This is a genomic window from Sulfitobacter sp. M22 (genome assembly GCF_021736025.1).
In the GTDB taxonomy this organism is placed as follows: Bacteria; Pseudomonadota; Alphaproteobacteria; order Rhodobacterales; family Rhodobacteraceae; genus Sulfitobacter; species Sulfitobacter litoralis.
Genome location: NZ_WMEC01000001.1, coordinates 2,594,012 through 2,616,167 on the forward strand (window position 1 = coordinate 2,594,012; position 22,156 = coordinate 2,616,167).

At 58.5% G+C, this 22,156-nt stretch carries 21 protein-coding genes; 13 read left to right on the forward strand and 8 right to left on the reverse strand.

Annotation, left to right across the window (positions count from 1 at the left end; genetic code table 11):
* Positions 1-116: 116 nt before the first annotated feature.
* Complete coding sequence (serB, locus tag GLP52_RS12750) at positions 117-992, forward strand: phosphoserine phosphatase SerB (protein ID WP_237272583.1); 876 nt, start codon at positions 117-119, stop codon at positions 990-992.
* Between the two features lie 62 nt (positions 993-1,054).
* Here serB and GLP52_RS12755 read toward each other — a convergent pair whose 3' ends face one another.
* On the reverse strand, positions 1,055-2,035 hold the full coding sequence (locus GLP52_RS12755) for an asparaginase (RefSeq protein WP_237272584.1): 981 nt from the start codon (positions 2,033-2,035) through the stop codon (positions 1,055-1,057).
* A 178-nt stretch (positions 2,036-2,213) separates the two neighbouring features.
* Here GLP52_RS12755 and GLP52_RS12760 point away from each other — a divergent pair, with 178 nt between their 5' ends.
* The 3 genes from GLP52_RS12760 to GLP52_RS12770 all read left to right on the forward strand — a co-directional run bounded on the left by GLP52_RS12760 (position 2,214) and on the right by GLP52_RS12770 (position 4,513).
* Complete coding sequence (locus GLP52_RS12760; protein WP_093732084.1) at positions 2,214-2,744, forward strand: invasion associated locus B family protein; 531 nt, start codon at positions 2,214-2,216, stop codon at positions 2,742-2,744.
* Between the two features lie 192 nt (positions 2,745-2,936).
* On the forward strand, positions 2,937-4,112 hold the full coding sequence (gene rlmN / locus GLP52_RS12765; RefSeq protein WP_074636544.1) for a 23S rRNA (adenine(2503)-C(2))-methyltransferase RlmN: 1,176 nt from the start codon (positions 2,937-2,939) through the stop codon (positions 4,110-4,112).
* A 188-nt stretch (positions 4,113-4,300) separates the two neighbouring features.
* Positions 4,301-4,513, forward strand: coding sequence for a hypothetical protein (locus GLP52_RS12770; protein WP_093732083.1), 213 nt, complete (start codon positions 4,301-4,303; stop codon positions 4,511-4,513).
* Between the two features lie 14 nt (positions 4,514-4,527).
* Here GLP52_RS12770 and GLP52_RS12775 read toward each other — a convergent pair whose 3' ends face one another.
* Positions 4,528-5,379, reverse strand: coding sequence for a TIGR00730 family Rossman fold protein (locus GLP52_RS12775; RefSeq protein ID WP_237272585.1), 852 nt, complete (start codon positions 5,377-5,379; stop codon positions 4,528-4,530).
* Between the two features lie 152 nt (positions 5,380-5,531).
* Here GLP52_RS12775 and dapD point away from each other — a divergent pair, with 152 nt between their 5' ends.
* The 8 genes from dapD (at position 5,532) to GLP52_RS12815 (ending at position 12,944) form a co-directional block, all read left to right on the forward strand.
* The gene (gene dapD / locus GLP52_RS12780) at positions 5,532-6,359 is read left to right on the forward strand and encodes a 2,3,4,5-tetrahydropyridine-2,6-dicarboxylate N-succinyltransferase (RefSeq protein ID WP_138924747.1); all 828 of its coding nucleotides are present in this window, start codon (positions 5,532-5,534) and stop codon (positions 6,357-6,359) included.
* 61 nt (positions 6,360-6,420) lie between these two features.
* The gene (locus GLP52_RS12785; protein WP_237272586.1) at positions 6,421-6,675 is read left to right on the forward strand and encodes a GlsB/YeaQ/YmgE family stress response membrane protein; all 255 of its coding nucleotides are present in this window, start codon (positions 6,421-6,423) and stop codon (positions 6,673-6,675) included.
* 61 nt (positions 6,676-6,736) lie between these two features.
* Positions 6,737-7,075 carry a hypothetical protein gene (locus tag GLP52_RS12790; protein ID WP_093732081.1) on the forward strand — a complete coding sequence of 113 codons (339 nt, stop codon included), beginning with the start codon at positions 6,737-6,739 and terminating at the stop codon, positions 7,073-7,075.
* A gap of 84 nt (positions 7,076-7,159) precedes the next feature.
* Positions 7,160-8,305, forward strand: a complete 1,146-nt coding sequence (gene dapE, locus GLP52_RS12795) for a succinyl-diaminopimelate desuccinylase (protein WP_093732080.1) — start codon at positions 7,160-7,162, stop codon at positions 8,303-8,305.
* Positions 8,302-8,724, forward strand: a complete 423-nt coding sequence (locus GLP52_RS12800; RefSeq protein ID WP_093732079.1) for a GNAT family N-acetyltransferase — start codon at positions 8,302-8,304, stop codon at positions 8,722-8,724. Before dapE ends, GLP52_RS12800 begins: the two co-directional genes overlap by 4 nt.
* Entirely contained in the window at positions 8,721-9,323 is a 603-nt protein-coding gene (locus tag GLP52_RS12805) for a TIGR04282 family arsenosugar biosynthesis glycosyltransferase (protein WP_237272587.1), read from the forward strand. Before GLP52_RS12800 ends, GLP52_RS12805 begins: the two co-directional genes overlap by 4 nt.
* Positions 9,324-9,326: 3 nt before the next feature.
* On the forward strand, positions 9,327-11,606 hold the full coding sequence (rnr, locus tag GLP52_RS12810; protein WP_237272588.1) for a ribonuclease R: 2,280 nt from the start codon (positions 9,327-9,329) through the stop codon (positions 11,604-11,606).
* Between the two features lie 81 nt (positions 11,607-11,687).
* Positions 11,688-12,944: a lytic murein transglycosylase gene (locus GLP52_RS12815; RefSeq protein WP_093732076.1), complete on the forward strand. Its 1,257-nt coding sequence runs from the start codon at positions 11,688-11,690 to the stop codon at positions 12,942-12,944.
* Positions 12,945-13,023: 79 nt separating this feature from the next.
* Here the strand turns inward: GLP52_RS12815 and GLP52_RS12820 are convergent, their stop codons facing one another.
* The 6 genes from GLP52_RS12820 to GLP52_RS12845 form a co-directional block, all read right to left on the reverse strand.
* Entirely contained in the window at positions 13,024-14,202 is a 1,179-nt protein-coding gene (locus GLP52_RS12820) for an ABC transporter permease (protein ID WP_237272589.1), read from the reverse strand.
* Between the two features lie 4 nt (positions 14,203-14,206).
* A complete protein-coding gene (locus GLP52_RS12825; protein WP_237272590.1) occupies positions 14,207-15,874 on the reverse strand; it encodes an ABC transporter permease in 1,668 nt (555 codons plus the stop codon).
* A gap of 102 nt (positions 15,875-15,976) precedes the next feature.
* Positions 15,977-17,092, reverse strand: coding sequence for an extracellular solute-binding protein (locus tag GLP52_RS12830; protein WP_093732073.1), 1,116 nt, complete (start codon positions 17,090-17,092; stop codon positions 15,977-15,979).
* A 111-nt stretch (positions 17,093-17,203) separates the two neighbouring features.
* Entirely contained in the window at positions 17,204-18,304 is a 1,101-nt protein-coding gene (locus GLP52_RS12835; RefSeq protein WP_005850522.1) for an ABC transporter ATP-binding protein, read from the reverse strand.
* A 360-nt stretch (positions 18,305-18,664) separates the two neighbouring features.
* Entirely contained in the window at positions 18,665-20,095 is a 1,431-nt protein-coding gene (locus tag GLP52_RS12840; RefSeq protein ID WP_093732072.1) for an aspartate aminotransferase family protein, read from the reverse strand.
* Between the two features lie 118 nt (positions 20,096-20,213).
* Positions 20,214-20,894: a GntR family transcriptional regulator gene (locus GLP52_RS12845; protein WP_093732071.1), complete on the reverse strand. Its 681-nt coding sequence runs from the start codon at positions 20,892-20,894 to the stop codon at positions 20,214-20,216.
* A gap of 146 nt (positions 20,895-21,040) precedes the next feature.
* On the opposite strand from GLP52_RS12845, the gene GLP52_RS12850 reads away from it, so the two are divergent.
* Complete coding sequence (locus GLP52_RS12850; protein WP_093732070.1) at positions 21,041-22,126, forward strand: polyamine ABC transporter substrate-binding protein; 1,086 nt, start codon at positions 21,041-21,043, stop codon at positions 22,124-22,126.
* The last annotated feature ends 30 nt before the right edge of the window (positions 22,127-22,156 follow it).

Consider the following 22,156-nt stretch of genomic DNA (forward strand, 5'->3'; position numbering starts at 1 on the left):
GCGGACGGCCTCTTGGCCAACCTTCCCCCGCAGGAGCCCTGAAACAGGGGTGGAAACCTCGGTAAAACAATGCGCAGATGCGCCCCAGATTGAATTGACGCGAACGGACCTACCCCATGCATAGTGTGACCCTATTAACCTCTCCTCAACGCCCGCAGCTTGAGGCGTCTTTGGTCGATGCTGTTCGAAATGCATGGGGGGGCGGGGATGCCGTTTGGCTGGCGCCGGACGAAGCCGCGCGCTTTGACATGAAGCGGATGCCCGGCAATCGTTGGGATGTCTGGGCCGAATGTCAGGGGATGGGCGTTGATTTGGTGATCACCCCGTCTGAAGGGGCGCGCAAGAAGATGCTGCTGGCAGACATGGACAGCACTATGATCCAGCAAGAATGCATCGACGAATTGGCCGATGAGGCTGGTGTGGGCGACCGCGTAAAAGAGATCACCGCTCGCGCCATGAACGGCGAGCTGGATTTCGAAGAGGCGCTGCGCGAACGCGTCATCCTGCTGAAGGGTCTAGATGAAGCCGTTATCACGCGCGTTTTGGCAGAGCGGATCACTCATATGCCCGGCGGCAAGACCCTGATTGCCACGATGAAAGCGAATGGTGCCTATGCGGCGCTTGTGTCGGGCGGGTTCACGGCGTTTACCGCGGCCGTAGCAAAAGCGCTTGGGTTTGACGAGAACCGCGCGAATACATTGCTGGCCTCAGACGGGGTACTGACCGGCGACGTGGGGGTGCCGATCCTTGGCAAGCAGGCCAAAGTCGATGCGCTGGAACAGATCACCGCGCGGCTGGGGCTGACCGAGGCCGATGTGATCGCTGTCGGCGACGGGGCCAATGATCTGGGTATGCTGGCCCGCGCCGGCATGGGGGTGGCGTTGCACGCCAAGCCTGCGGTCGCTGCCGAATGCGATGTCCGTATCAACTTTGGCGACCTGACGGCGCTGCTCTACGTGCAGGGGTACGCCAAACACGAATTCGTCAGCTAATTCCGAGAGGTGCATGGGGCGCTGCCCCATACCCCGGGATTTTGCACCATTTGGAAGCGGCTTTAGGCAAATCCCGCTGCGGGCTTGAGCATGCCGGTGATGATGCCGCGACGGTTTTCAATCGGGGCGTTGCGGTATTTCAGAGCCTCGGGGTGGTTCGGGTCAAGCGCACCCAGTTTGATCAGGATCGATGTAATCGCACATTCTGCGGCGCGTTTGGTGCCGCAGGCGGCCTTGAGTGCCACGCCGATTTTCTGATCCGGCAGGATCGCGATAAAGAAGCCTTCGGCACCGGTCTTAAGCGCGACTTTGCCGTTCGTCGCACGCATCAGGTTGGTGCAGGCGCGGGTTTCGCCAGCGACAAGGTCGGGATGCAAACGCATGGCTTGATGCAACCGCGCCTCGGCCGAACCATCAGGCGCGGCGGCAAAATGCGCCATCGCACGGGCCATGCCATGTAGGGATGTCGCAAAATTCGGGACAGAGCAGCCGTCGATGCCAAAGCCCGGAGACGTGGTGCCGGTCACCCGTTCAAATGCCTCAAGGCAGGCGCGCTGCACGGGGTGGTCCGGCTTTTCGTAATCGGCACCGCCGCCCGTATGTGTGTTGACCGACAGGAAGCCCGCGTGCTTGCCAGAGCATTCGTGGTGAATTTGGCACGGCTGCTTGTCTGCGCAGGCCAGTGCATTGCGCGCTGCCACGTCGCCCGGTTCGGCTGCTCCGCAGCGAAAGGCGTTGTCGTCCAGTCCCAAAGTATCAAGCCAGTCAGAGATTATGCCCACATGCAGATCCGCTGCCTGATGCGATGCGCACGCAAGGGCAAGATGTTGCGGGCCAAGGCCATAGGCATCCGCAGCGCCAGACTGGACCAGAGGCAGCGCCTGAATCATTTTGGCAGAGGACCGAGGCAGGATCACCGTGTCGGGATCCCCCCAGGCGTGCAGGATCTGACCGCTACTTTCACAGACCACCGCATGACCCGAATGCACGCTTTCGAGAAACGGACCACGCCAGATTTCGGCAAAGGGGGCTGCTTGGGCCATGATTTGTCCTTTTCGTTGGCGAATTCCTGCCAATCAGGGTTTCGTGTGTCGCCTGTTTGACGTTATTATGCTTGTTGACGAAAGAAATACAGTTCCTTTGACAAGAGCGCCTCCCGAAGGGCTGCCATTGGGGGATTGTAGTGATGTTGAGGTTAATGGCGGCTGGAGGCCCAGGTAGATGATGAACTTTAGGACGATTGGTTTAGCGGCGGCGTTGGCGGGCCTGAGCGCAGGCAGCGTATTCGCGCAAGCGCAAAGCACGAACCGCGTAGCGGCAGAGACGGACTGGAGCGTATTTGTCGAAGACAACCCGACCGAATGTTGGGGCGTGTCCACACCGAAGGAATCCGTGAACTCACGGGATGGCCGCGTTGTATCTGTGAGCAGAGGCCAGACTTTGTTGATGGTCTTCTACCGTCCAAGCGCGGGTGCCAAGGGTCAGGTGGCCTTTACCGGCGGCTACCCCTTTGCTTCTGGGTCGACCGTCAACATGAACATTGGCGGCACCACGTTTGAACTGTTCACCGAGGGCGAGTGGGCCTGGCCTGCAACCACCGAGGATGACAGCAAGATCATCGCCGCCATGAAGCGCGGTTCTGACGCCAAGCTGACGGGCCGTTCGGGCCGTGGCACCCAGACCGAAGACACGTTCTCGTTGCTGGGGTTCACAGCCGCGGTTGACGATGCTGCCAAACGCTGCGGCGGCTAAGGTTTTCCGCCTGATCTGAATGCAAAGCCCTGCCCTTGGCGGGGCTTTTTCTTGGGTCCTACACTGCCTGTAAGTGGCACCTGACGGTCCCAGCTATGCACTGAGGCTGCGTCAGCAATGCGGCGTTTCCTTTTGATTTAGGGAAAAATCCCTATATAGAGCGCTCAAACCCCTGCACACCGGAGAATCCCCATGTCTGCGACCGCGCCGATCACTCAAGATGTCATGACCATTCCGCGCAAGCAGGCGGAGGGGCCGATGAACCTTGTCGGGCTGACCCGTGACGCCATGCGCGCTGCGCTGATTGCCGAAGGTACGCCTGAAAAGCAGGCGAAGATGCGCGTCGGACAGATCTGGCAGTGGATCTATCAATGGGGCACCCGTGACTTTGCCGACATGACCAATCTGTCGAAAGCATTCCGCGCCGAGCTGGCCGAGAAGTTTGTGATCGAAGTGCCCGAGGTCGTGACCAAACAGGTGTCAGAGGATGGCACCCGCAAGTATCTGGTGCGCATCGCGGGCGGTCATGAGGTCGAGGTGGTGTATATCCCCGAAGAAGGCCGCGGCACGCTATGTGTCAGCTCGCAGGTTGGGTGTACCCTGACGTGTTCCTTCTGCCACACCGGTACGCAGAAACTTGTGCGCAACCTGACTGCGGCCGAGATCATCGGGCAAGTGATGGTGGCGCGGGATGATCTGGGTGAATGGCCCGTGCCCGGGACCATCTCAGAGGCACCGCGGTTGTTGTCCAACATCGTCCTGATGGGCATGGGCGAGCCGCTGTATAACTTTGAAAACGTGCGCGACGCGATGAAGATCGCAATGGACCCCGAGGGCATCCAGCTGTCACGCCGCCGGATCACCCTATCGACTTCGGGTGTAGTGCCAGAGATCGCACGCACAGCCGAGGAAATCGGCTGTCAGTTAGCTGTGTCGTTCCACGCGACCACGGATGAGGTGCGTAACAAGCTGGTGCCGATCAACAAACGCTGGAACATCGCAGAGCTGATAGAGGCGCTGCGGGCCTATCCCAAGGTTAGCAATTCTGAACGGATCACGTTTGAATATGTCATGCTGGATGGTGTGAACGATTCAGACGCAGATGCGCACCGTCTGATTGAATTGATCCGCGGTATCCCTGCCAAGATTAACCTGATCCCGTTCAACGAATGGCCCGGCGCACCGTATAAGCGGTCGTCGAACAACCGTATCCGCGCGTTCTCCGAGATTGTGTATCAGGCCGGCTATGCCTCGCCTGTGCGTAAACCACGCGGCGAAGACATCATGGCCGCGTGTGGTCAGTTGAAATCGGCGACCGAGCGTGAACGCAAATCGCGCAAGCAGATCGAGGCAGACGCAGGGATGTAACCCCTTAGCGTCAAACGAATAGCATGATGCAGCCGTCCCGATCTGGGGCGGCTGTTTGTATTTTTAGCGGTCGATTGTGGCGCGCTCACCGTGAAATGACCTTGGGTGCGCCACATTTAAGCAGAAATTAAGTCATCATCGCCCAGAATATTGTTTCCATCGACAACACAATCAGGAGCGATACTGCAATGACTATCATTATTAAAAACGACGCCTTTATCACTGCCGATGTACTGGCGCTTGTCACGCGCGAACGCGAAAGCGCCTTGTCCTACCGCGAATGGAAACATCGTCTGGCCGGCTATGGCTATGGGGTACGTGATACGGACCACGGTTCCGTTTTGGAAACGCTGCCGCATCACGTAGAGGTCTGTGTGCTTCCGGCTGATCTGTGCGTGTGATCTGACCAGAACTTTTATTTGGAACGCCCGGGGACTTCCTCTCGGGCGGGGGCTGTATCCCAGTTTTCGATCAGCTTCATCGCCTCGTCGGCGGATTCGACGAATTGGAACAGGTCCAGATCTTGATCAGAGATCGTGCCCGCGTCGGCCAGCGCATCCCAGTTGATGATCTTTTCCCAGAAGGCACGACCGAACAGCAGGAACGGTATCCGCGACATGCGGCCCGTCTGGATCAGGGTCAGCGTCTCAAACATCTCGTCCAGGGTGCCGAAACCGCCCGGGAATACGCAGATCGCACGTGCACGCATCAGGAAGTGCATCTTGCGGATCGCGAAGTAGTGAAAGTTAAAGCACAGCTCGGGTGTGACGTATTCATTCGGCGCCTGTTCAAACGGGAGCACGATGTTCAGCCCGATAGATTGCCCGCCGGCGTCGACGGCACCACGGTTGCCAGCCTCCATCACGCCGGGGCCACCGCCGGTGACAATGACGTTATCCTGACCGTCGCTCTCCATCGATTTCAGCGTCATCAACCGCGCGAATTCGCGGGCTTCATCATAGAAATGCGACAGGTCGGCCAGCGTTTTTGTACGCGCCTTGTCTTTGTGTGCGGGGGCCGGAATACGCGCGCCGCCGAACAGCACGATGGTGGATTTGACGCCATGCGCATCCAACGCCATCTCTGGCTTCAGCAGTTCAAGTTGCAGCCGGACGGGGCGCAATTCCTGACGGCACATAAAATCATCATCGGTAAAGGCCAGCCGGTAGGCCGGGGCCCGCGTCTGCGGCGTGTCGGGAACATCCTGTGCTGTGGCGCGGTCGTCGCCGGCCTGCCGCAGGGGGTGGCGTTTTGAATCGGTCATCATACTCTCCGGTCTATCCGAGCGGTTTGCGCCCTTTATCGCAACATGCCCGCCTTTGGCGCAAATGACCACGCCATCCGACGTCATTGCACGACGGGCCTGACGACTGTATAGCCAGTCGCAACATTTGACCCTCATTCGCCGGAGCTACACCCATGTCGAACGCCCAACTTGAAACTGCCATCGAAGCCGCTTGGGATGCCCGTGATACGATCACATCGGCCACCACAGGCGAGACACGCGACGCGATCGAAGACACGCTGGCCGCGCTTGACAGTGGCAAGCTGCGCGTCGCCGAAAAAATGGAAAATGGCGATTGGCATGTGAACCAATGGGCCAAAAAGGCGGTTTTGCTGGGCTTCCGCATCAAAGATATGGAACAGCACGACGGCGGCCCGCAGGGCAGCGGCTGGTGGGACAAGGTTGATAGCAAGTTCAAAGGCTGGAATGACGCCGACTGGAAAGAGGCAGGCTTTCGCGCCGTGCCAAACTGCGTCGTGCGCAAGTCGGCCTTTATCGCGCCGGGCGTGGTCCTGATGCCGTCGTTCGTGAACATCGGTGCCTATGTCGACAGCGGCACAATGGTCGACACATGGGCGACCGTCGGGTCCTGCGCGCAGATCGGCAAGAACGTTCACCTGTCGGGTGGCGTTGGCATTGGTGGCGTGCTTGAACCCATGCAGGCCGGGCCAACGATCATCGAAGACAACTGCTTTATCGGGGCGCGCTCCGAAGTTGTCGAAGGCTGCATCGTGCGCGAAGGCTCTGTTCTGGGGATGGGCGTTTATATCGGGCAGTCGACCAAAATTCTGGACCGCGAAACCGGCGAAGTCTTTTATGGCGAAGTCCCTGCAGGGTCGGTCGTTGTGGCAGGGTCCATGCCGTCAAAGAACGGTGTGCATCTCTATTGCGCCGTCATCGTCAAGCGTGTGGACGAGAAAACGCGCTCGAAAACCTCGATCAACGAGCTTTTGCGCGACTGAGGGAACCTTTTCACAGACCTGTGAGTTCACTCTCTGAAACAAGATTTATGGAGAATTTGAAATGACAGGTTTGGGTTGGTTCGCAGCAATTATCGTCGGTGGTCTGGCCGGTTGGATCGCAGAAAAAATCATGAAGTCCGATATGGGGCTGATCATGAACATTATTCTGGGGATCATTGGCGCGCTTGTCGCTAACTTCCTGCTGGTTGCCATCGTCGGCGCGACCTTGGGCGGCTGGATCGGTCAGTTGGTTGTCGGGATCGTCGGGGCCTGCCTGCTGATCTGGGTAACACGTTTGGTACGCGGACGTAGCTGACCCTTTTCAGGCGACGCAGAACAAGGTAGGGCTGCCGCATCTTAATGCGGTGGCCCTTTTTATGTCTGACCAGAAGAAACCCAAGAAACCGTCGCGCCAGCAGGTTTATACCTTGTTGGTCGAAATCGGGCGCAAGGACGGTGACGGCTTGCCGGATAAGGCGACCGGTGCCGCGTTGATGTGCTTTGCGTCTGGTATCGACGAGGCAGAAGCGGTACGCGAAACGGTTGCCATTCTCAAACAGGCAGACACGAACCCACTGGACGTGACCGGATACGGCACCCTTGCCGAGCGCGAAGAAGAAGGCCACGAAATCGACGAGGATGAACGCGCGCTGATGGCGCGGGCGCTGGATGAAAACTCGGTCATCATTGCGCAAATGACGCCGTTTTTCGACTAGGGCATACCCTCGCCCCCTTGGCTTCCGCGTGTTTTCCTCACAAATGTAGGGCAACACTGCGAAACATGCCGAAGGAGCCCTGACATGACCAGCATCGACCCAGTAGACCTAACCGCCAAACTGGTGCGTTGCCCGTCGGTCACCCCCGCAGATGGGGGGGCACAACAGGTGTTGTACGATCTATTGACCGATGCGGGGTTTGACTGTGCGTGGGCCGACCGTGGCGGGATCAAGAACCTTTTTGCGCGTTGGGGCAAGCAGGGAAACACCCGTAGCTTTGGCTTTAACGGTCACACCGATGTCGTGCCCATCGGGAACGAGGCCGACTGGACGATGCCGCCCTTTGGCGCAGAGATCAAAGACGGCATTATGTACGGGCGCGGCACCACCGATATGAAATCCGGTGTGGCCGCCTTTACTGCGGCGGCCATCGACTTTGTCCGCGACACGCCCCCCGACGGATCGATTGTGCTGGCGATCACCGGAGACGAGGAAGCCGAAGGCATCGACGGCACCCGCGCCTTGCTGGATTACATGAAAGACGCGGGCGAGCGGATGGACGTTTGTCTGGTGGGTGAGCCGACCTGTCCCAATTCGATGGGCGAGATGATTAAAATCGGGCGGCGCGGGTCCCTGAACGCGCATTTCCGCGTGATCGGCAAACAAGGTCACGCGGCCTATCCCCACCGCGCCAACAATCCGATGCCCGCGATGATGCGGCTGATGGACCAGCTTGCCTCGCATACCCTTGACGAAGGGACTGATCATTTCGACCCGTCTACGTTGGCGATCGTCACGGTCGATACCGGTAATCCCGCGACCAATGTGATCCCCGCTGAAACCCGCGCGACGGTGAACATCCGCTTTAACGACATGCATTCGGGCGACAGCCTGACCACATGGCTGGAAGAGCAGGCCGCCGCGATCCGCGACAGCTTTGGCGTGCAGATCGAACTGAAGGTCAAGATATCGGGCGAAAGCTTTATCACGCCCCCCGGTGATCTGTCCGATCTGGTCTCCAAGGCGGTGCAGGCAGAGACGGGGGTGACGCCTGAACTGTCTACCTCTGGCGGGACGTCGGATGCGCGGTTCATGAAGCACCACTGCCCTGTGGTCGAATTTGGGCTGGTCGGTCAATCCATGCATGAGGTCGACGAGAACGTCGAGGTGGCGCAGATTCACCAGCTGAAATCAATTTATACCCGCATCCTGAAGGACTATTTTGCATGACCGCCCATATCGCCGTGACCGAAGACCTTGCCAGTTGCCACCTGCTGCGGCGCATTGTCTTTATCGAAGAACAGAACGTATCTGAGGCGGAAGAGCTGGACGACCGCGACGGCGATGCGACCCATTTCCTTGCGACTGAAGAAGAGCTCCCCATCGGGTCGGCGCGGATGCATATCAAAGGAGACACAGCCAAGATCGGGCGGGTGTGTGTAATCAAATCCCATCGCGGTACCGGCCTTGGCGCGGCGCTGATCCGTGCGGCCGTCGAAGAGGCGCGCAAGGAGTCTGCCGTGCGCTTCGTGAAGCTCGGCGCGCAGCTGCATGCTTTGGGGTTCTACGAAAAGCTGGGGTTCGTGGCGCAGGGGCCGGTCTTTGATGACGCCGGCATTGATCATCGCGAGATGGTGCTGTCGCTTTGAACCGCACGCTTGTCATCATGGTGAAAGAGCCGCTGCCGGGGCGGGTCAAGACGCGGCTTGGCCGTGATCTGGGCATGACCGCCGCCGCGTGGTGGTTCCGGCATCAGACCCGCGCGTTGATCCGCCGTGTGCAAGATCCGCGCTGGCAAGTGGTGCTGGCGGTCGCACCGGATCGGGCAGGGCTGTCCAGCCGCGTTTGGCCCGCGCATCTGCCGCGCTGGCCGCAGGGGCGCGGTGATCTGGGGGACCGTATGGGCCGTATGCTGCGCAGCGCGCCCGCGGGGCCGGTCTGTGTCATCGGTGCCGATATTCCGGGTGTGACCGCGGCGCGGGTGGCTGATGCGTTTCGCGCGCTCGGGTCGTATGACGCGGTGTTCGGGCCTGCACCGGATGGGGGCTATTGGCTGATCGGCCTGAAACGCGCCCGCCCCGTGCCGCCGCGCCTGTTTGAAAACGTCCGCTGGTCGACGGAACATGCCCTGGCCGATACCGTCGCCACGCTGCCTGATCACCGCATTGCACGGGTCGCGACATTGACGGACGTGGATACAATCGACGATTTGCCCATGACGAAGCGGGGTGCGCGTGCTACCTCGTGAAGCATGAGCAAAATACCTTCAAAGCCCGAGATCCTTGAATGGATCGCCGAAAACCCCACTCTGACCGCCAAGCGTGACATCGCCAAGGCGTTCGGCATCAAGGGAGCGGTCCGGATTGACCTGAAACGCGTGCTGAAAGAGCTTGAGGCCGAAGGCCATCTGGAAAAGCGCAAGCGCAGCTATCAAGATCCCGACCGGTTGCCGCCCGTGTCCGTGTTGCAGATTACCGGCCCCGATAAGGACGGCGACCTGTTTGCCAAACCGATGGAATGGCAGGGCGAAGGCGTAGAGCCGATCGTGCTCGTGATACCGCGGGCCTCCGACCCTGCCTTGGGTGCAGGGGACCGCATCCTCGCGCGTCTGACCTTGGTTCAGGGCGAGGATTTTCACTATGAGGCGCGGCTGATCCGTCGCATCGGCGCGAACCCGCAGCGGGTGCTGGGTATTTTCCGCAAGACAACCGAAGGCGGGCGCATTGTGCCCATCGATAAAGGGTCGGACAAGGAATGGTGGGTGCCCGGTGACGCAACCCACGGTGCCAAAGACGGCGAACTGGTCGAGGCCGAACAATCCGGGCCAAAGGCCCGCATGGGGTCCCCGCGGGCGCGTATCGTTGAACGCCTTGGCGATCCGTCCGCCCCCAAGGCCGTGTCCCTGATCGCGATCCACCAGCACGGTATCCCCGACGCTTTCCCTGACGATGTGATGGCGCAAGCCGATGCGGCGAAACCCGAGGGCCTGAAAGGGCGCGAGGATCTGCGTGATTTGCCGTTGATCACCATCGACCCCTCTGACGCGCGCGACCATGATGACGCGTGCTATGCCCATGCTGACGAAGACCCCAAGAATGAGGGTGGCCATGTCGTCTGGGTCGCAATCGCGGATGTCGCCGCCTATGTCACCCCCGGCTCTGCGCTGGACCGCGAGGCGCGCAAACGGGGCAATTCGACTTACTTCCCCGACCGCGTTGTGCCGATGCTGCCTGATCGTCTGTCGGGCGACCTGTGTTCGCTGCACGAAGGCGTGCCGCGTGCCTGTATCGCGGTGCGTATGGTGTTGGATGCCGAGGGTAACAAGATCGGCCATACGTTCCATCGCGGGCTGATGCGGTCGCCTGCTTCGTTGCACTACGAAGAGGTGCAAGACGCGATAGACGGCAATCCGAATGACCGCACGGGCCCGTTGCAAGAGCCTGTTCTGAAGCCGATCTATGCCGCCTACGCTGCGCTGAAAGCTGCACGTGCCGAACGCCAGCCGCTGGACCTTAACCTGCCTGAGCGGCGGATCGAACTGGACGCGGACGGCACCGTAAAGTCGGTGAACTTTAAAGACCGTCTGGATGCGCACCGCCTGATCGAAGAGTTCATGGTGCTGGCCAATGTCGCGGCGGCCGAGACGCTGCTGGCGAAGAAAACGCCGCTGCTTTATCGCATTCACGAAGAACCCTCGCCGGCCAAGCTGGACGCCCTGCGCGAAACGGCGCAGGCGGCGGGCTATACGTTGGCCAAAGGGCAGGTGCTGCACACGCGCCATCTGAACAAACTGCTGAATGACGCGGCGGGCACCGATGATGCCGAGCTGATCAACCTGTCGACCCTGCGGTCGATGACGCAGGCCTATTACGGGCCTGCGCATATCGGACACTTTGGTCTGGCGCTGCGGTCCTATGCGCATTTCACGTCTCCGATCCGCCGCTATGCGGATTTGATCGTGCACCGTGCGCTGATCACTGCACATGGTTGGGGCAACGACGGGCTGAGCCAGCTTGATATCGAGGATATCGAACAGACCGGCGCGCATATCTCGGACACCGAACGCCGGTCTATGGTGGCAGAGCGGGACACCACCGACCGGTATCTGGCGTCTTATCTGTCTGAACGTGTCGGCAATGAGTTCTCGGGCCGGATCAGCGGCATCGCGCGGTTCGGAGCCTTCGTGAAGCTGGACGAAACCGGTGCCGACGGGCTGCTGCCCATGCGGTCGCTGGGGCGCGAGTATTTCCATTTCGATCAGGATGCAGGCACGCTGATGGGGTCGGACACAGGGATGATGATCTCTGTCGGGCAACGGGTCACGGTGCGCCTGTCCGAGGCCGTGCCGGTTACAGGTGGCATCGCGCTGGAGCTGCTGACGCTTGAAGGTGACGCGATTTCACAGGGCGGCAAAGGCGGCAAGCGCGGGCGCGGTGGCTCTGCTGGGCGCACCAATCCAAAGCGCAAAGCGGTCAAAGCGAAGCGCAAGTCCGACAAGGTCAAACGCAAGGTCAAACGCACCCGGCAATAACACGCACAGCGGGCATATCATTCTTTCTGGCCCCTGCATTTGCCGCTACGCTTTGGGCATGATGCTGGGAAGGGTCTGTTTATGAAACTGCTAACGATTGCTGTATTGGCCACCGGGGTGACATTGACTGTTGGCCCCGTGACAGGGCTGTTGGCCCAGACGGACAGCGCGGCGCGCCCTGCTGTCGCCGCGCAAGAGACCGGAAGCGACGCGGGGCTGCAAGACTGGCTGACCGCGTTCCGCGCCCGTGCGTTGGCGGCAGGGATCGATGGCGCAGTGTTTGACCGCGCGATGCAAACAGTGCGTTATGACACAGAGGTCATTCGCCGTGATCGAAACCAGTCAGAATTCACCAAAACCATCTGGGACTATCTGGAAACCGCGACCTCTGACCTGCGGATTGCCAACGGTAAAAAGGCGCTCGCTGAACAGGCAGATGCGCTGGCGCAGATTGAAAAACGCTATGGCGTTGAAAAAGAGATCATCACCGCGATTTGGGGACTGGAAAGCGCCTATGGCACGTTCAGGGGCAGCGATCCGGTGCTGACCTCGCTCGCGACGCTGGCCTATGACGGGCGGCGGCGGGCGTTCTTCGAAGGCGAGCTGCTGGACGCGCTGCGGATTTTGCAGGCAGGCGATACCACACCGTCGCAGATGCAGGGCAGTTGGGCAGGGGCGATGGGGCATACTCAGTTTATGCCGTCGTCCTTCCAACTTTATGCCGAAGATTTCACCGCAGACGGCAAGCGTGACATTTGGGGCGACGATCCGCGTGATGCGCTGGCCTCGACCGCGGCGTATCTCAAGCATTTCGGCTGGGTCTCGGGCCAGCCTTGGGGCGTTGAAGTGCAACTGCCCGACGGGTTCGACTATCTGTTGGCGGGCCGCGATATTCTGAAGACCGCGGAGGAGTGGACAGCCCTCGGAGTGGCCCCCGTGACAGGGGTGCTGGAGGATCACGGGCCTGCGTCTTTGCTGTTGCCCGGCGGCGCAGAGGGCGCGGCGTTTCTGATATATACCAATTTCGCGGTGATCGAACGCTATAACTCGGCAGATGCGTATGTGATCGGGGTCGGACATTTGGCTGACCGCATCGCCGGGGGCGGGCCGATCGAGGCCAGCTGGCCGGTGCAGGATCGGGCGCTCAGCTACGACGAGCGGATCGAGCTGCAAACACGCCTTACGGCACAGGGATTCGATACGGTAAAGATCGATGCCAAGATCGGCCCGCTGACAATCAGCGCGGTGCGCGCGTTCCAATTGTCGCAGGAACTGTTGCCTGACGGCTATGCCTCGCTGCGTTTGTTGGAAGCCTTACGTTCTGCCGCGGGCGAATAGTCTGCCGCAAAAGAAATGAGCCGGACCTTGGGGTCCGGCTCATGCCTTCGGCGAGGATTTTTTACCATTTGGAAGCGGCTTAGCCGGGTGACATGCCGCGTAGGCGTTCCGAACGGCGGCGCAGCAGTTCGACCACGGTCAGCAGGCAGATCGAGATCACCACGAGGATTGTTGCCACGGCAAGGATCGTGGGGCTGATCTGTTCGCGCAGGCCGGTGAACATTTGCCACGGCAGGGTTTTCTGACCGGCAGAGCCGACAAAAAGGACCACGACGACTTCGTCAAACGAGGTGATGAAGGCAAACAGCCCGCCCGAAATGACGCCCGGCAAGATTAGCGGCATTTGTACCCGAAAGAAGGTCGTGACCGGATTGGCACCCATGTTCGCCGCCGCGCGGGTCAGGGATCGATCAAAGCCCACCAGCGTCGCCGTGACGGTGATGATGACGAACGGGATGCCCAAGGCCGCGTGTGCCAGCACGACACCGACATAGGTTCCTTGCAGGCCAACGCGGCTGTAGAAGAAGTACATCCCAGCGGCCGAGATGATCAGCGGGACGATCATCGGCGAAATCAGGATCGCCATGATCGCGCGGCGAAACGGCACGTGCTGCTGGCTGAGGCCGATGGCGGCGAGCGTCCCGAAGCTGACCGAGAGCAATGTCGCGGCGGGGGCGATCTTGACCGAGTTCCAGACGGCACCTTGCCATGCAGAGCTGTTGAAGAAGTCCTTGTAGTGGCGCAGCGAATAGCCTTCGGGATCAAAGCGCAGCATTTCAGGCGTGAAGGTAAAGAAGTTTTCGGCGTTGAAACTGAGTGGCATGACCACGAGGATCGGTGTGATCAGGAAGACAAGGATCGCGCCACAGATGATGCGGAAGGCAAAGTGCCAAAGCACCTGACCGGGGGTCAGATAGGGGGCGACCTTGGCGCGGTAGCGTCCCTCGTAAAGCCAGAAGCTGAACCAGCCGAAGAACCAGCCGAAGATGACCCCGAGCACCAGCATGGGGACACCGCCAAGGATAAACCCGATGACGGCGAGTAGGATCACAGAGCCCCAACGGGCAATGGTTTCCTTCTTGATCAGTTGTGTCAGGATGAACGCCAGCGCGCCCATCGTGAGCGCGCCGATCACGATACCCAGTAGACCGCTGCCTTGCGCAGTGCCGACGAACAGGCCGGCAAATGCACCTGCGGCGGCGACCACCGGTACATAGAAACCGACGGGTTTGCGGGAGATAGGTGTGAGTGCGACCATTATATCAGCCTCCCAATTTCACGTTATCGATGCCCACGATCTTGTCGTAGGCCCAGTAAAGCCCGAGCACCACGGCCAGCAAGATCGCCCCGAGTGCGGCCGCGAGGCCCCAGTTCAGCGAGCTTGAGATGTGGTAGGCAATCCGGTTAGAGATGAATGTTCCCGTGGTGCCGCCGACGATTTCGGGCGTGATATAGTAGCCAATCGACAGGATGAACACGAGGATCGACCCCGCGCCGATGCCGGGCACCGATTGCGGGAAGTACACGCGCCAGAAGGCGGTCCAGTTGGTTGCCCCCAGCGACTTCGCCGCACGCAGATAGCTAGGTGGTACCGTTTGCATCACGGAATAGAGCGGCAGGATCATGAACGGCAGCAGGATATGCGTCATCGCGATGATCGTGCCGGTCTGGTTATTGATCAACGCCAGACGGCTGTCATCGGCCACGATGCCAAGCCAGACTAGCGTATCGTTAATGACACCTTGCTGTTGCAGCATCACTTTCCATGCAGAGGTGCGCACCAGAAGCGATGTCCAGAAAGGCAGCAGCACGAGGATCATCAGCAGGTTGGCAGTGCGGGCGGGCAGGTTGGCGAGGATCCAGGCCACCGGATAGCCTAGCAAGATGCAGCTGACCGTAATGCAGATCGACATAAAGAGCGTGCGCAGGAACAGCGTGCCATAGATGCGTTCATTGTCAGGGCGGAATTCAGGGCCGTCCGGAGACTTCTGCATGTCGACTGCATTCAGGAAATACCCGTTGGTGAGCGCCGGGCTGTAGGCGCGGATCGTGCCCCAGATGGGTGTTTTGCCCCAGTCTTTGTCAATTTCGCTGAAAGCTGCTTTGTAATCGACAGTATCAAAGGCAGGGGCAGCGGCAGCAGCTTCGATCAGTTCAGCAGAGGCAGGGCCGGTGTAACTTGCGATCAGTGCCGCAGTCGGGCCGGTGAGATCGTCATAGAACGCGGAATAAATCAGCGCCCATGGGTCTTCTTTATACAGGTTGTCTTCGTCATCGTTTTGAACGAAGTCGGCGTAAATCGCGTAGTATTCGGCGGTCTCGGGGAGGAGCTCTGCCATGCCTTCGCGCATTTCGAATGGGGGCTGCACATCGCCTGTGGATTTCTTCCAGCCGGAAATCTCGGCCAACCATGCGTCGGAGCCAAGAAGGGCGTTCCAGTTTTCGCCCCTTTTCCAGAAATCATTCAGATCTTCGAATTGGTCCTGATACACTTCGCCGATGTCATCGACGCCACGGCCCGACTTGCGAAACAGGGACGACGCTCCCGTCAGTTCGTAGTTGAGCCGCGAGCCCAAGCGGGTGTGCAGCTTGCGTTCTTGCGCGATAAACAGGTCTTCGTAGAGTGCTTTGTAAACGGGGGCACCGGGCGTTTCGCCGCTTTCACTGTCCCATTCCGCGAGGGTTTGCGTGGTGCGGGGCAGTGTGTCTTGCACGATCTGGTTCTCGACAGAGCGGAACAGCATATCGGCAATCGGTGCGATAAAGGTGACTAGGATAAAGATCAGCAGGGGGGCGATCAGCAGAAGCGCGCTGAGCTTTTGACGACGCAGTGCCCGGTTCAGGCTGCGCTTTAGCGGCGTGCCGTCGGCCGCAAGCACGGGGCCGGTCTGTTCAGATGTGTCGTTCGTCGCGTCGGCTGTGTCGCTCATATCGGCCCCATGGGGTTAGGTCGCTGGAAAATCGGAAAATGGCATAACGAATACCGGGGGGTGGAGGAGGCCAGCGTGGCCTCCTCCGATCGGGCTAAGCGCTTATTGCGCCAACCATGCTTGGAATTTCGCGTCGATGTCGTCGCGGTAGTCAGCCCAGAACTCGTAGTTGTACAGGAACGTGTTCTTTGCGTTGGCCGGATCGGTTGGCATGTGTGGTGCCATATCGATGCCCAGTTCTGCGTGCTTGCCAACCATAGGGGCGGAGGACAAACGGGCAGGGCCGTAGCTGATGTACTGCGATTGATCCGCCAGACGCTGTGTGTCTGTCGCGAATTTCACAAAGTCTTTGACGCGGGCCAGGCGGTCGTCAGGCAGGCCTGCAGGGATGATCCAACCGTCAAGGTCGAACACCTGAGCGTCCCAAAGCATTGCAACGGGCTGGTCCTGTTCTTCGATGACGCTGAACAGACGGCCGTTGTAGGTGGAACCCATGACGACTTCGCCGTCGGCCAGCAGCTGTGGCGTGTCGGCACCGGCGGACCACCAGATTACGTCGTCCTTGATGGTGTCGAGCTTGGCCAGAGCCTTCTCTTGACCTTCGGGGGTTGCCAGAACGTCATAGACTTCGTCTTTGGCAACGCCGTCACAGAGCAGCGCCCATTCCATGTTGTTGATCGGACGCTTTTCCAGCGCACGCTTGCCTGGGTAGGCTTCGGTGTCGAAAACGTCGCAGATTTTGGTCGGAGGCGTGTCGCCAACCATGTCTGTGCGGTAGCCGAATGTGGTTGAATAAACGATCTGCGGGATAAAGCAGTCGCTGACCAGCAGGTCGCCAAAGTCGTCTTCGGCAGATGTCCCGTCGGGGGCTTCTGCCAGCATTTCCTCGGCGTCGATTTCCATCGCCAGACCTTCGTCGCACAGGCGGATGGCGTCAGCGGCAACCACGTCGACCAGATCCCAGGTCACGTTGCCGGCTTCGTTCATCGCGCGCAGCTTGGCCACAGCTTCGTTGGAACTTTCGTCCCAAACGGCAGAAATTTCAGGGTGCATTTCCAGATAGGGTTGCAGATATGCTTTGTCCTGGCTGGCTTGGTATGCGCCACCCCAGGAAACAAGCGTCATCTCTTTGGCCATGTCCGCATGCGCATCGGCGAATGCCAATGTGCCAGCGCCAATGATCGCGGAGGATGCGAGTAGCGTTGTCGTAAACTTCATTCGTAAGTCTCCCATTATATGCCCGTTAGGGTCTTGAGGATGTGATATCGGGCTTAACCACACCCTCGTACGACGCCGTCGATCGTTGGACGGCCGACCGCGACCTGACGCTTACGCGTCGAGGGCGCGGCAATCCTCTGCCAGCCAACCGATTTCGATCTGCTGGCCTGGCTTCAAACGAACCTGATCGGGTGCGTTTCGTGTCTTGATGATGAAGTTGTCGGTCCCGGCAACCCGCAGGCGGGTGCGGAAAATGTCGCCCATATAGACGAATTCAAGCACTTCGGCTTTCAGGGTATGCGCCCCTTCCTGCATCCGGTCCTTGTTGAATTCGACGCGCTCGGGGCGGATAGAGACACGGGTGCGTTCGCCGGCGCGTGTGACGTTGATCGGCTTTGCCTCGATCAGGCCGCCGCCGTCCAGTTGCACAAGGCATGTGCCGCCTTTGATCTCTGTCACGACCCCTTCGAGGGTGTTATTCTCGCCGATGAACTGCGCGACAAAGCTGTTTTCGGGCTCTTCGTACAGCAGATCCGGTGGGGCCAACTGTTGGATGCGCCCGTTTTCAAACACAGCCACGCGGTCGGACATTGTCAGCGCTTCGGTCTGGTCGTGCGTCACGTAGACCACGGTGATGCCCAGTTCATGCGCCAGATGCGTGATTTCAAACTGCAATGTTTCGCGCAGCTGTTTGTCCAGGGCCCCCAGCGGTTCGTCCATCAACACGAGTTCGGGTTCGAATACCAAGGCGCGCGCCAGGGCGACACGTTGCTGCTGACCGCCCGAAAGCTGTGCCGGACGGCGACCACCGAAATCACCCATCTGAACGCGGTCCAGCGCGATCTTTACTTTCTCTTCACGCTCGGACTTGCCTATTTTGCGAACCTCAAGCGGGAAGGCGAGGTTTTCGGCAACGGTCATATGCGGGAAAAGCGCGTAGTTCTGGAACACCATGCCAATGCCGCGTTTGTGCGGGGGGATGTTGTTGATCGATTTGCCGTCAAGGCGGATGTCGCCATGGGTGGCGGTTTCAAATCCGGCCAGCATCATCAGGCAAGTGGTCTTGCCGGACCCCGATGGCCCAAGCATCGTCAGAAACTCGCCTTTCGGCATCGACAGGTTAAGATCTTTTACGACGAGATTTTCGCCGTCATAGCTTTTCTGCACGCGTTCAAATTCTACAAACGCATTTGTTGCTGAAGTATCTGCCAAAGTTGGCTCCCCGTTTATTGTGACGTTCAAGCGCCCTTGTTGACAGAAAGTTAAAGCGGGGTGGTTTCTAGTTTGCAACCAATTAACGACAGTTTTGGGCAGAAAGCGTCAATTGCGGGAAGATTAGCGGTTATTTGGCGAGAAACAGTTCTTTTACCTGCCGAATTACTATGCAGATGGCTTGAATTAAGGGGAATTCGTTAATAACTGGCGCAGGTTAAGCGGCCCTTCGCACCCTCGGAGCGGGTGGTTCTGCAGCCAATTCAGGCGGTGCAGATGTCGCAAACGGACAAGTTTATGCAGCCCTAGGTGCAAAGGGAGGGGCGACAATTGCCGCCCCGACCCGATGTAAGTTGCGGCTTAGCCAAGCGGCGATTCAGCGTCATGTGCATGGTCTTCTGCAGCCTTCAACAGGTTGCCTTCCTTGACCGCGGCATAGGTTTCATCCAGCGCTTTCGTGGCGCGTGACATAAAGATTTTGATCTCTTCGGGAGTGATGACCAGCGGCGGAGAGATGATCATCCGGTCGCCGACATGGCGCATTACAAGGTTATTCGCAAAGCAGCGTTCCCGGCACATAAAACCGACGGTGCCGGCATCGCCTGCGAACTTTGATCGGGTTTCCTTGCGCGGGGACAGCGGCAGCGACGCCATCAGGCCGGCAACGTTTACCGTACCCACCAAAGGGTGCTCTGCCAGTTTGGCCAGACCTTCTTGAAGCGCGGGCGCTGCGACGTTGTTCACGTGATCCAGAATCTTTTCGTCCTGCATGATCCGCAGGTTTTCCAGCGCCACGGCAGAGCAGACAGGGTGGCCTGAATAGGTATACCCGTGGTTAAACTCACCCGATCCGATGGTTTGCGCGATCTCGTCACAGACAATGGACCCGCCAATCGGCTGGTAGCCAGAGCTAAGGCCTTTGGCGATCGTCATGATATGCGGCTTGATCCCCATGGTTTCAGACCCGAACCAGTTGCCGGTGCGGCCAAAGCCACAAATAACCTCATCCGCGATGATCAATACGTTGTATTTGTCACAAATCCGCTGGATTTCAGGCCAGTATGTGCTTGGCGGAACAATGACGCCGCCGGCACCTTGAATAGGCTCGCCGATAAAGGCGGCAACCTTATCGGCTCCTAGTTCGAGGATTTTGGCTTCAAGCTCTTGCGCACGCGCTAGCCCGAATGCCTCGGGTGTAAGGTCCCCGCCTTCAACCCACCAGTCCGGCTGGTTGATGTGGTGAATGCCGGGGATAGGCATGCCGCCCTGTGCGTGCATATAGCTCATGCCGCCAAGCGAACCGGATCCAATCGACGACCCGTGATAGGCATTCTTACGGCTGATAATGTGGGATTTCTCGGGCTTTCCCTTCATGTCCCAATAGGTGCGGACCATGCGAATGTTTGTATCGTTCGCTTCGGACCCTGATCCGGCAAAAAACACATGGTTCAGATCGCCAGGGGCCAGTGCTGCGATCTCTTTAGCCAGCGCGATGGCAGGCACGTGGGAGGTCATGAAGAATGTGTTATAGTAGTTCAACTCGAGCATTTGACGCGCTGCGACATCGGCCATTTCCTGACGGCCATACCCGATGTTGACGCACCAAAGACCGGCCATCCCATCAAGGATCTCGTTCCCGTCGCTGTCGGTGAGGTAAACGCCTTTGGCCCGCGTGATGATCCGCGCACCTTTTTCGGCAAGCTCGTCATTCGTGGTAAACGGGTGCATGTGGTGCGCGGCGTCAAGCGCTTGCAGCTCGGCGGTGGGCATGTGGTTGGTGATGTGGGTCATAAGGGGCGCCTCTGGGAATGGGAGTAGATTAGCCTCAGGATATGATCAAATTGTGCGGAGTCAATCGAATCACTCTGCAGCAGTGCTGATAAGTGGGGATAAGCTGGCCAGCTTTTAATCAAAGTGATGCCTGAATCTGTAACATGCCCTGCAAAACATCCTCGGTCATTGCCAGCCCCGCCCTTTCTGCATCGCCATCACGAAAGGCCGCGAGCAGGTCAGCGTGTTTATCGGGCAGGTTCGAGGTGCCGAACCGACCGCAAACCACGCGCAAAGATGGCCCGAACATTAGCCACAAGCGATCGACCGTTGCGGCTAGAATGGGCGCGTCGGCGCAAGTGTTGATAATGGTGTGAAAGCGGTAGTTCTGGGTTAAATAGTCGCCGATATCCCCGCGGTTGATGGCGCTGTTTAACAGGTCGTCGACACGGGTAAGGTCGGCTAAAACAGTCTCTGACATGCGAGCGGTGGCGCGCTCCGCAAGTTCTGGCTCAAGCTTTCTCCTCATAAATTCAAGCTCTTGTATCCCTTCGAGGTCCAGTATTGGAACCGACACGCGCCGGTTGCCCTGATGCACCAAAGCGCCCTCGGCGATCAATCGACGCAGGGCTTCGCGTATTGGGGTCATGCCGGCACCCAACGTCTCCGCAAGCCCCTGGATTGTCACGGCTTGACCGGGGGCGAAATCGCCGAACAAGATCAGCTTGCGTACACGTTCATAGACGTGCTGATGGGCCGGCACTTTGGCTGGGCTGTCCGTGGACTGTTGTGGCGCGAGGTCTGCGGGGTCTACGTTCATTAAATTCGCCTAAATTGTACTCGATCGTATTTTAAACCCCGGCCCGCATCTGCGTAAAATTATAAATGATCTTGCCGCATGGTGCAAAACTTGATCAAATTGACGAAAGGTCCGGATCAACCGAGCCTACACAACGGGAGATGACAATGAAATACAGCTTGCTTAGCGGAATTGCAGCAACGGCATTGATCGCCACCAGCGCAATGGGTGAAGAGGTGCGGGTCTATAACTGGTCCGACTATATCGATGAAACCTTGTTGCAGAAATTTGAAAAAGAAACCGGCATCGAACTGATCTATGATGTCTTTGACAGCAACGAAGTGCTTGAAACCAAAATGCTTGCCGGTGGCTCTGGCTATGATGTTGTCGTTCCGACAGGCACGTTCCTAGAGCGTCAGATATCGGCTGGTGTTTTTCAGAAACTCGATAAAGACAAGCTGCCTAACATTGTTAACATGTGGGACGTCATCGAAGAGCGTGTTTCAAAGTACGACCCTGACAACCAGTATGCTGTGAACTACATGTGGGGCACGACGGGTCTGGGTGTAAACGTCGGCAAGGTGAAAGAGGTTTTGGGTGAGGATGCGCCCGTTGATTCACTCGAGCTTGTTTTTAACCCCGAAAACATGGAAAAGCTCGCTGAATGTGGGGTGCATTTCTTGGATGCACCAACAGAAATGATCCCGGCCGCGCTTAAGTATGTTGGCGAAGCACCTCAATCACAAGACCCCGACGTGATCGCCAAGGCAGAGCCGATTTTGACAGCGGTCGCCCCCTATGTACAAAAATTCCATAGTTCAGAATACATCAACGCACTGGCCAACGGGGACATTTGTGTCGCCTTTGGTTGGTCAGGCGACATCCTTCAATCACGTGATCGTGCAGCCGAAGCGGACAATGGTGTGGAAATTGCCTATTACGCACCGAAGGAAGGCGCGTTGATGTGGTTCGACAATATGGCTATTCCGGCTGATGCGCCTAACCCGGATGGGGCGCATAAGTTCTTGAACTTCATCATGGACCCCGAGAACATGGCCGCCGCATCAAACTATGTTTATTATGCAAATGGCAACAAGGCGAGCCAAGAGTTCTTGGCCGAAGATGTCTTTGGGGACACTGCAATCTATCCTGACGAAGCCACCTTGGAAAACCTGTATACCATCTCTTCATATCCACCCAAACTGCAGCGTGTCATCACGCGTATGTGGACCAAAATAAAATCTGGTATCTAAAATCTGTTTCAGGTCAGAACCCTAGAGTTT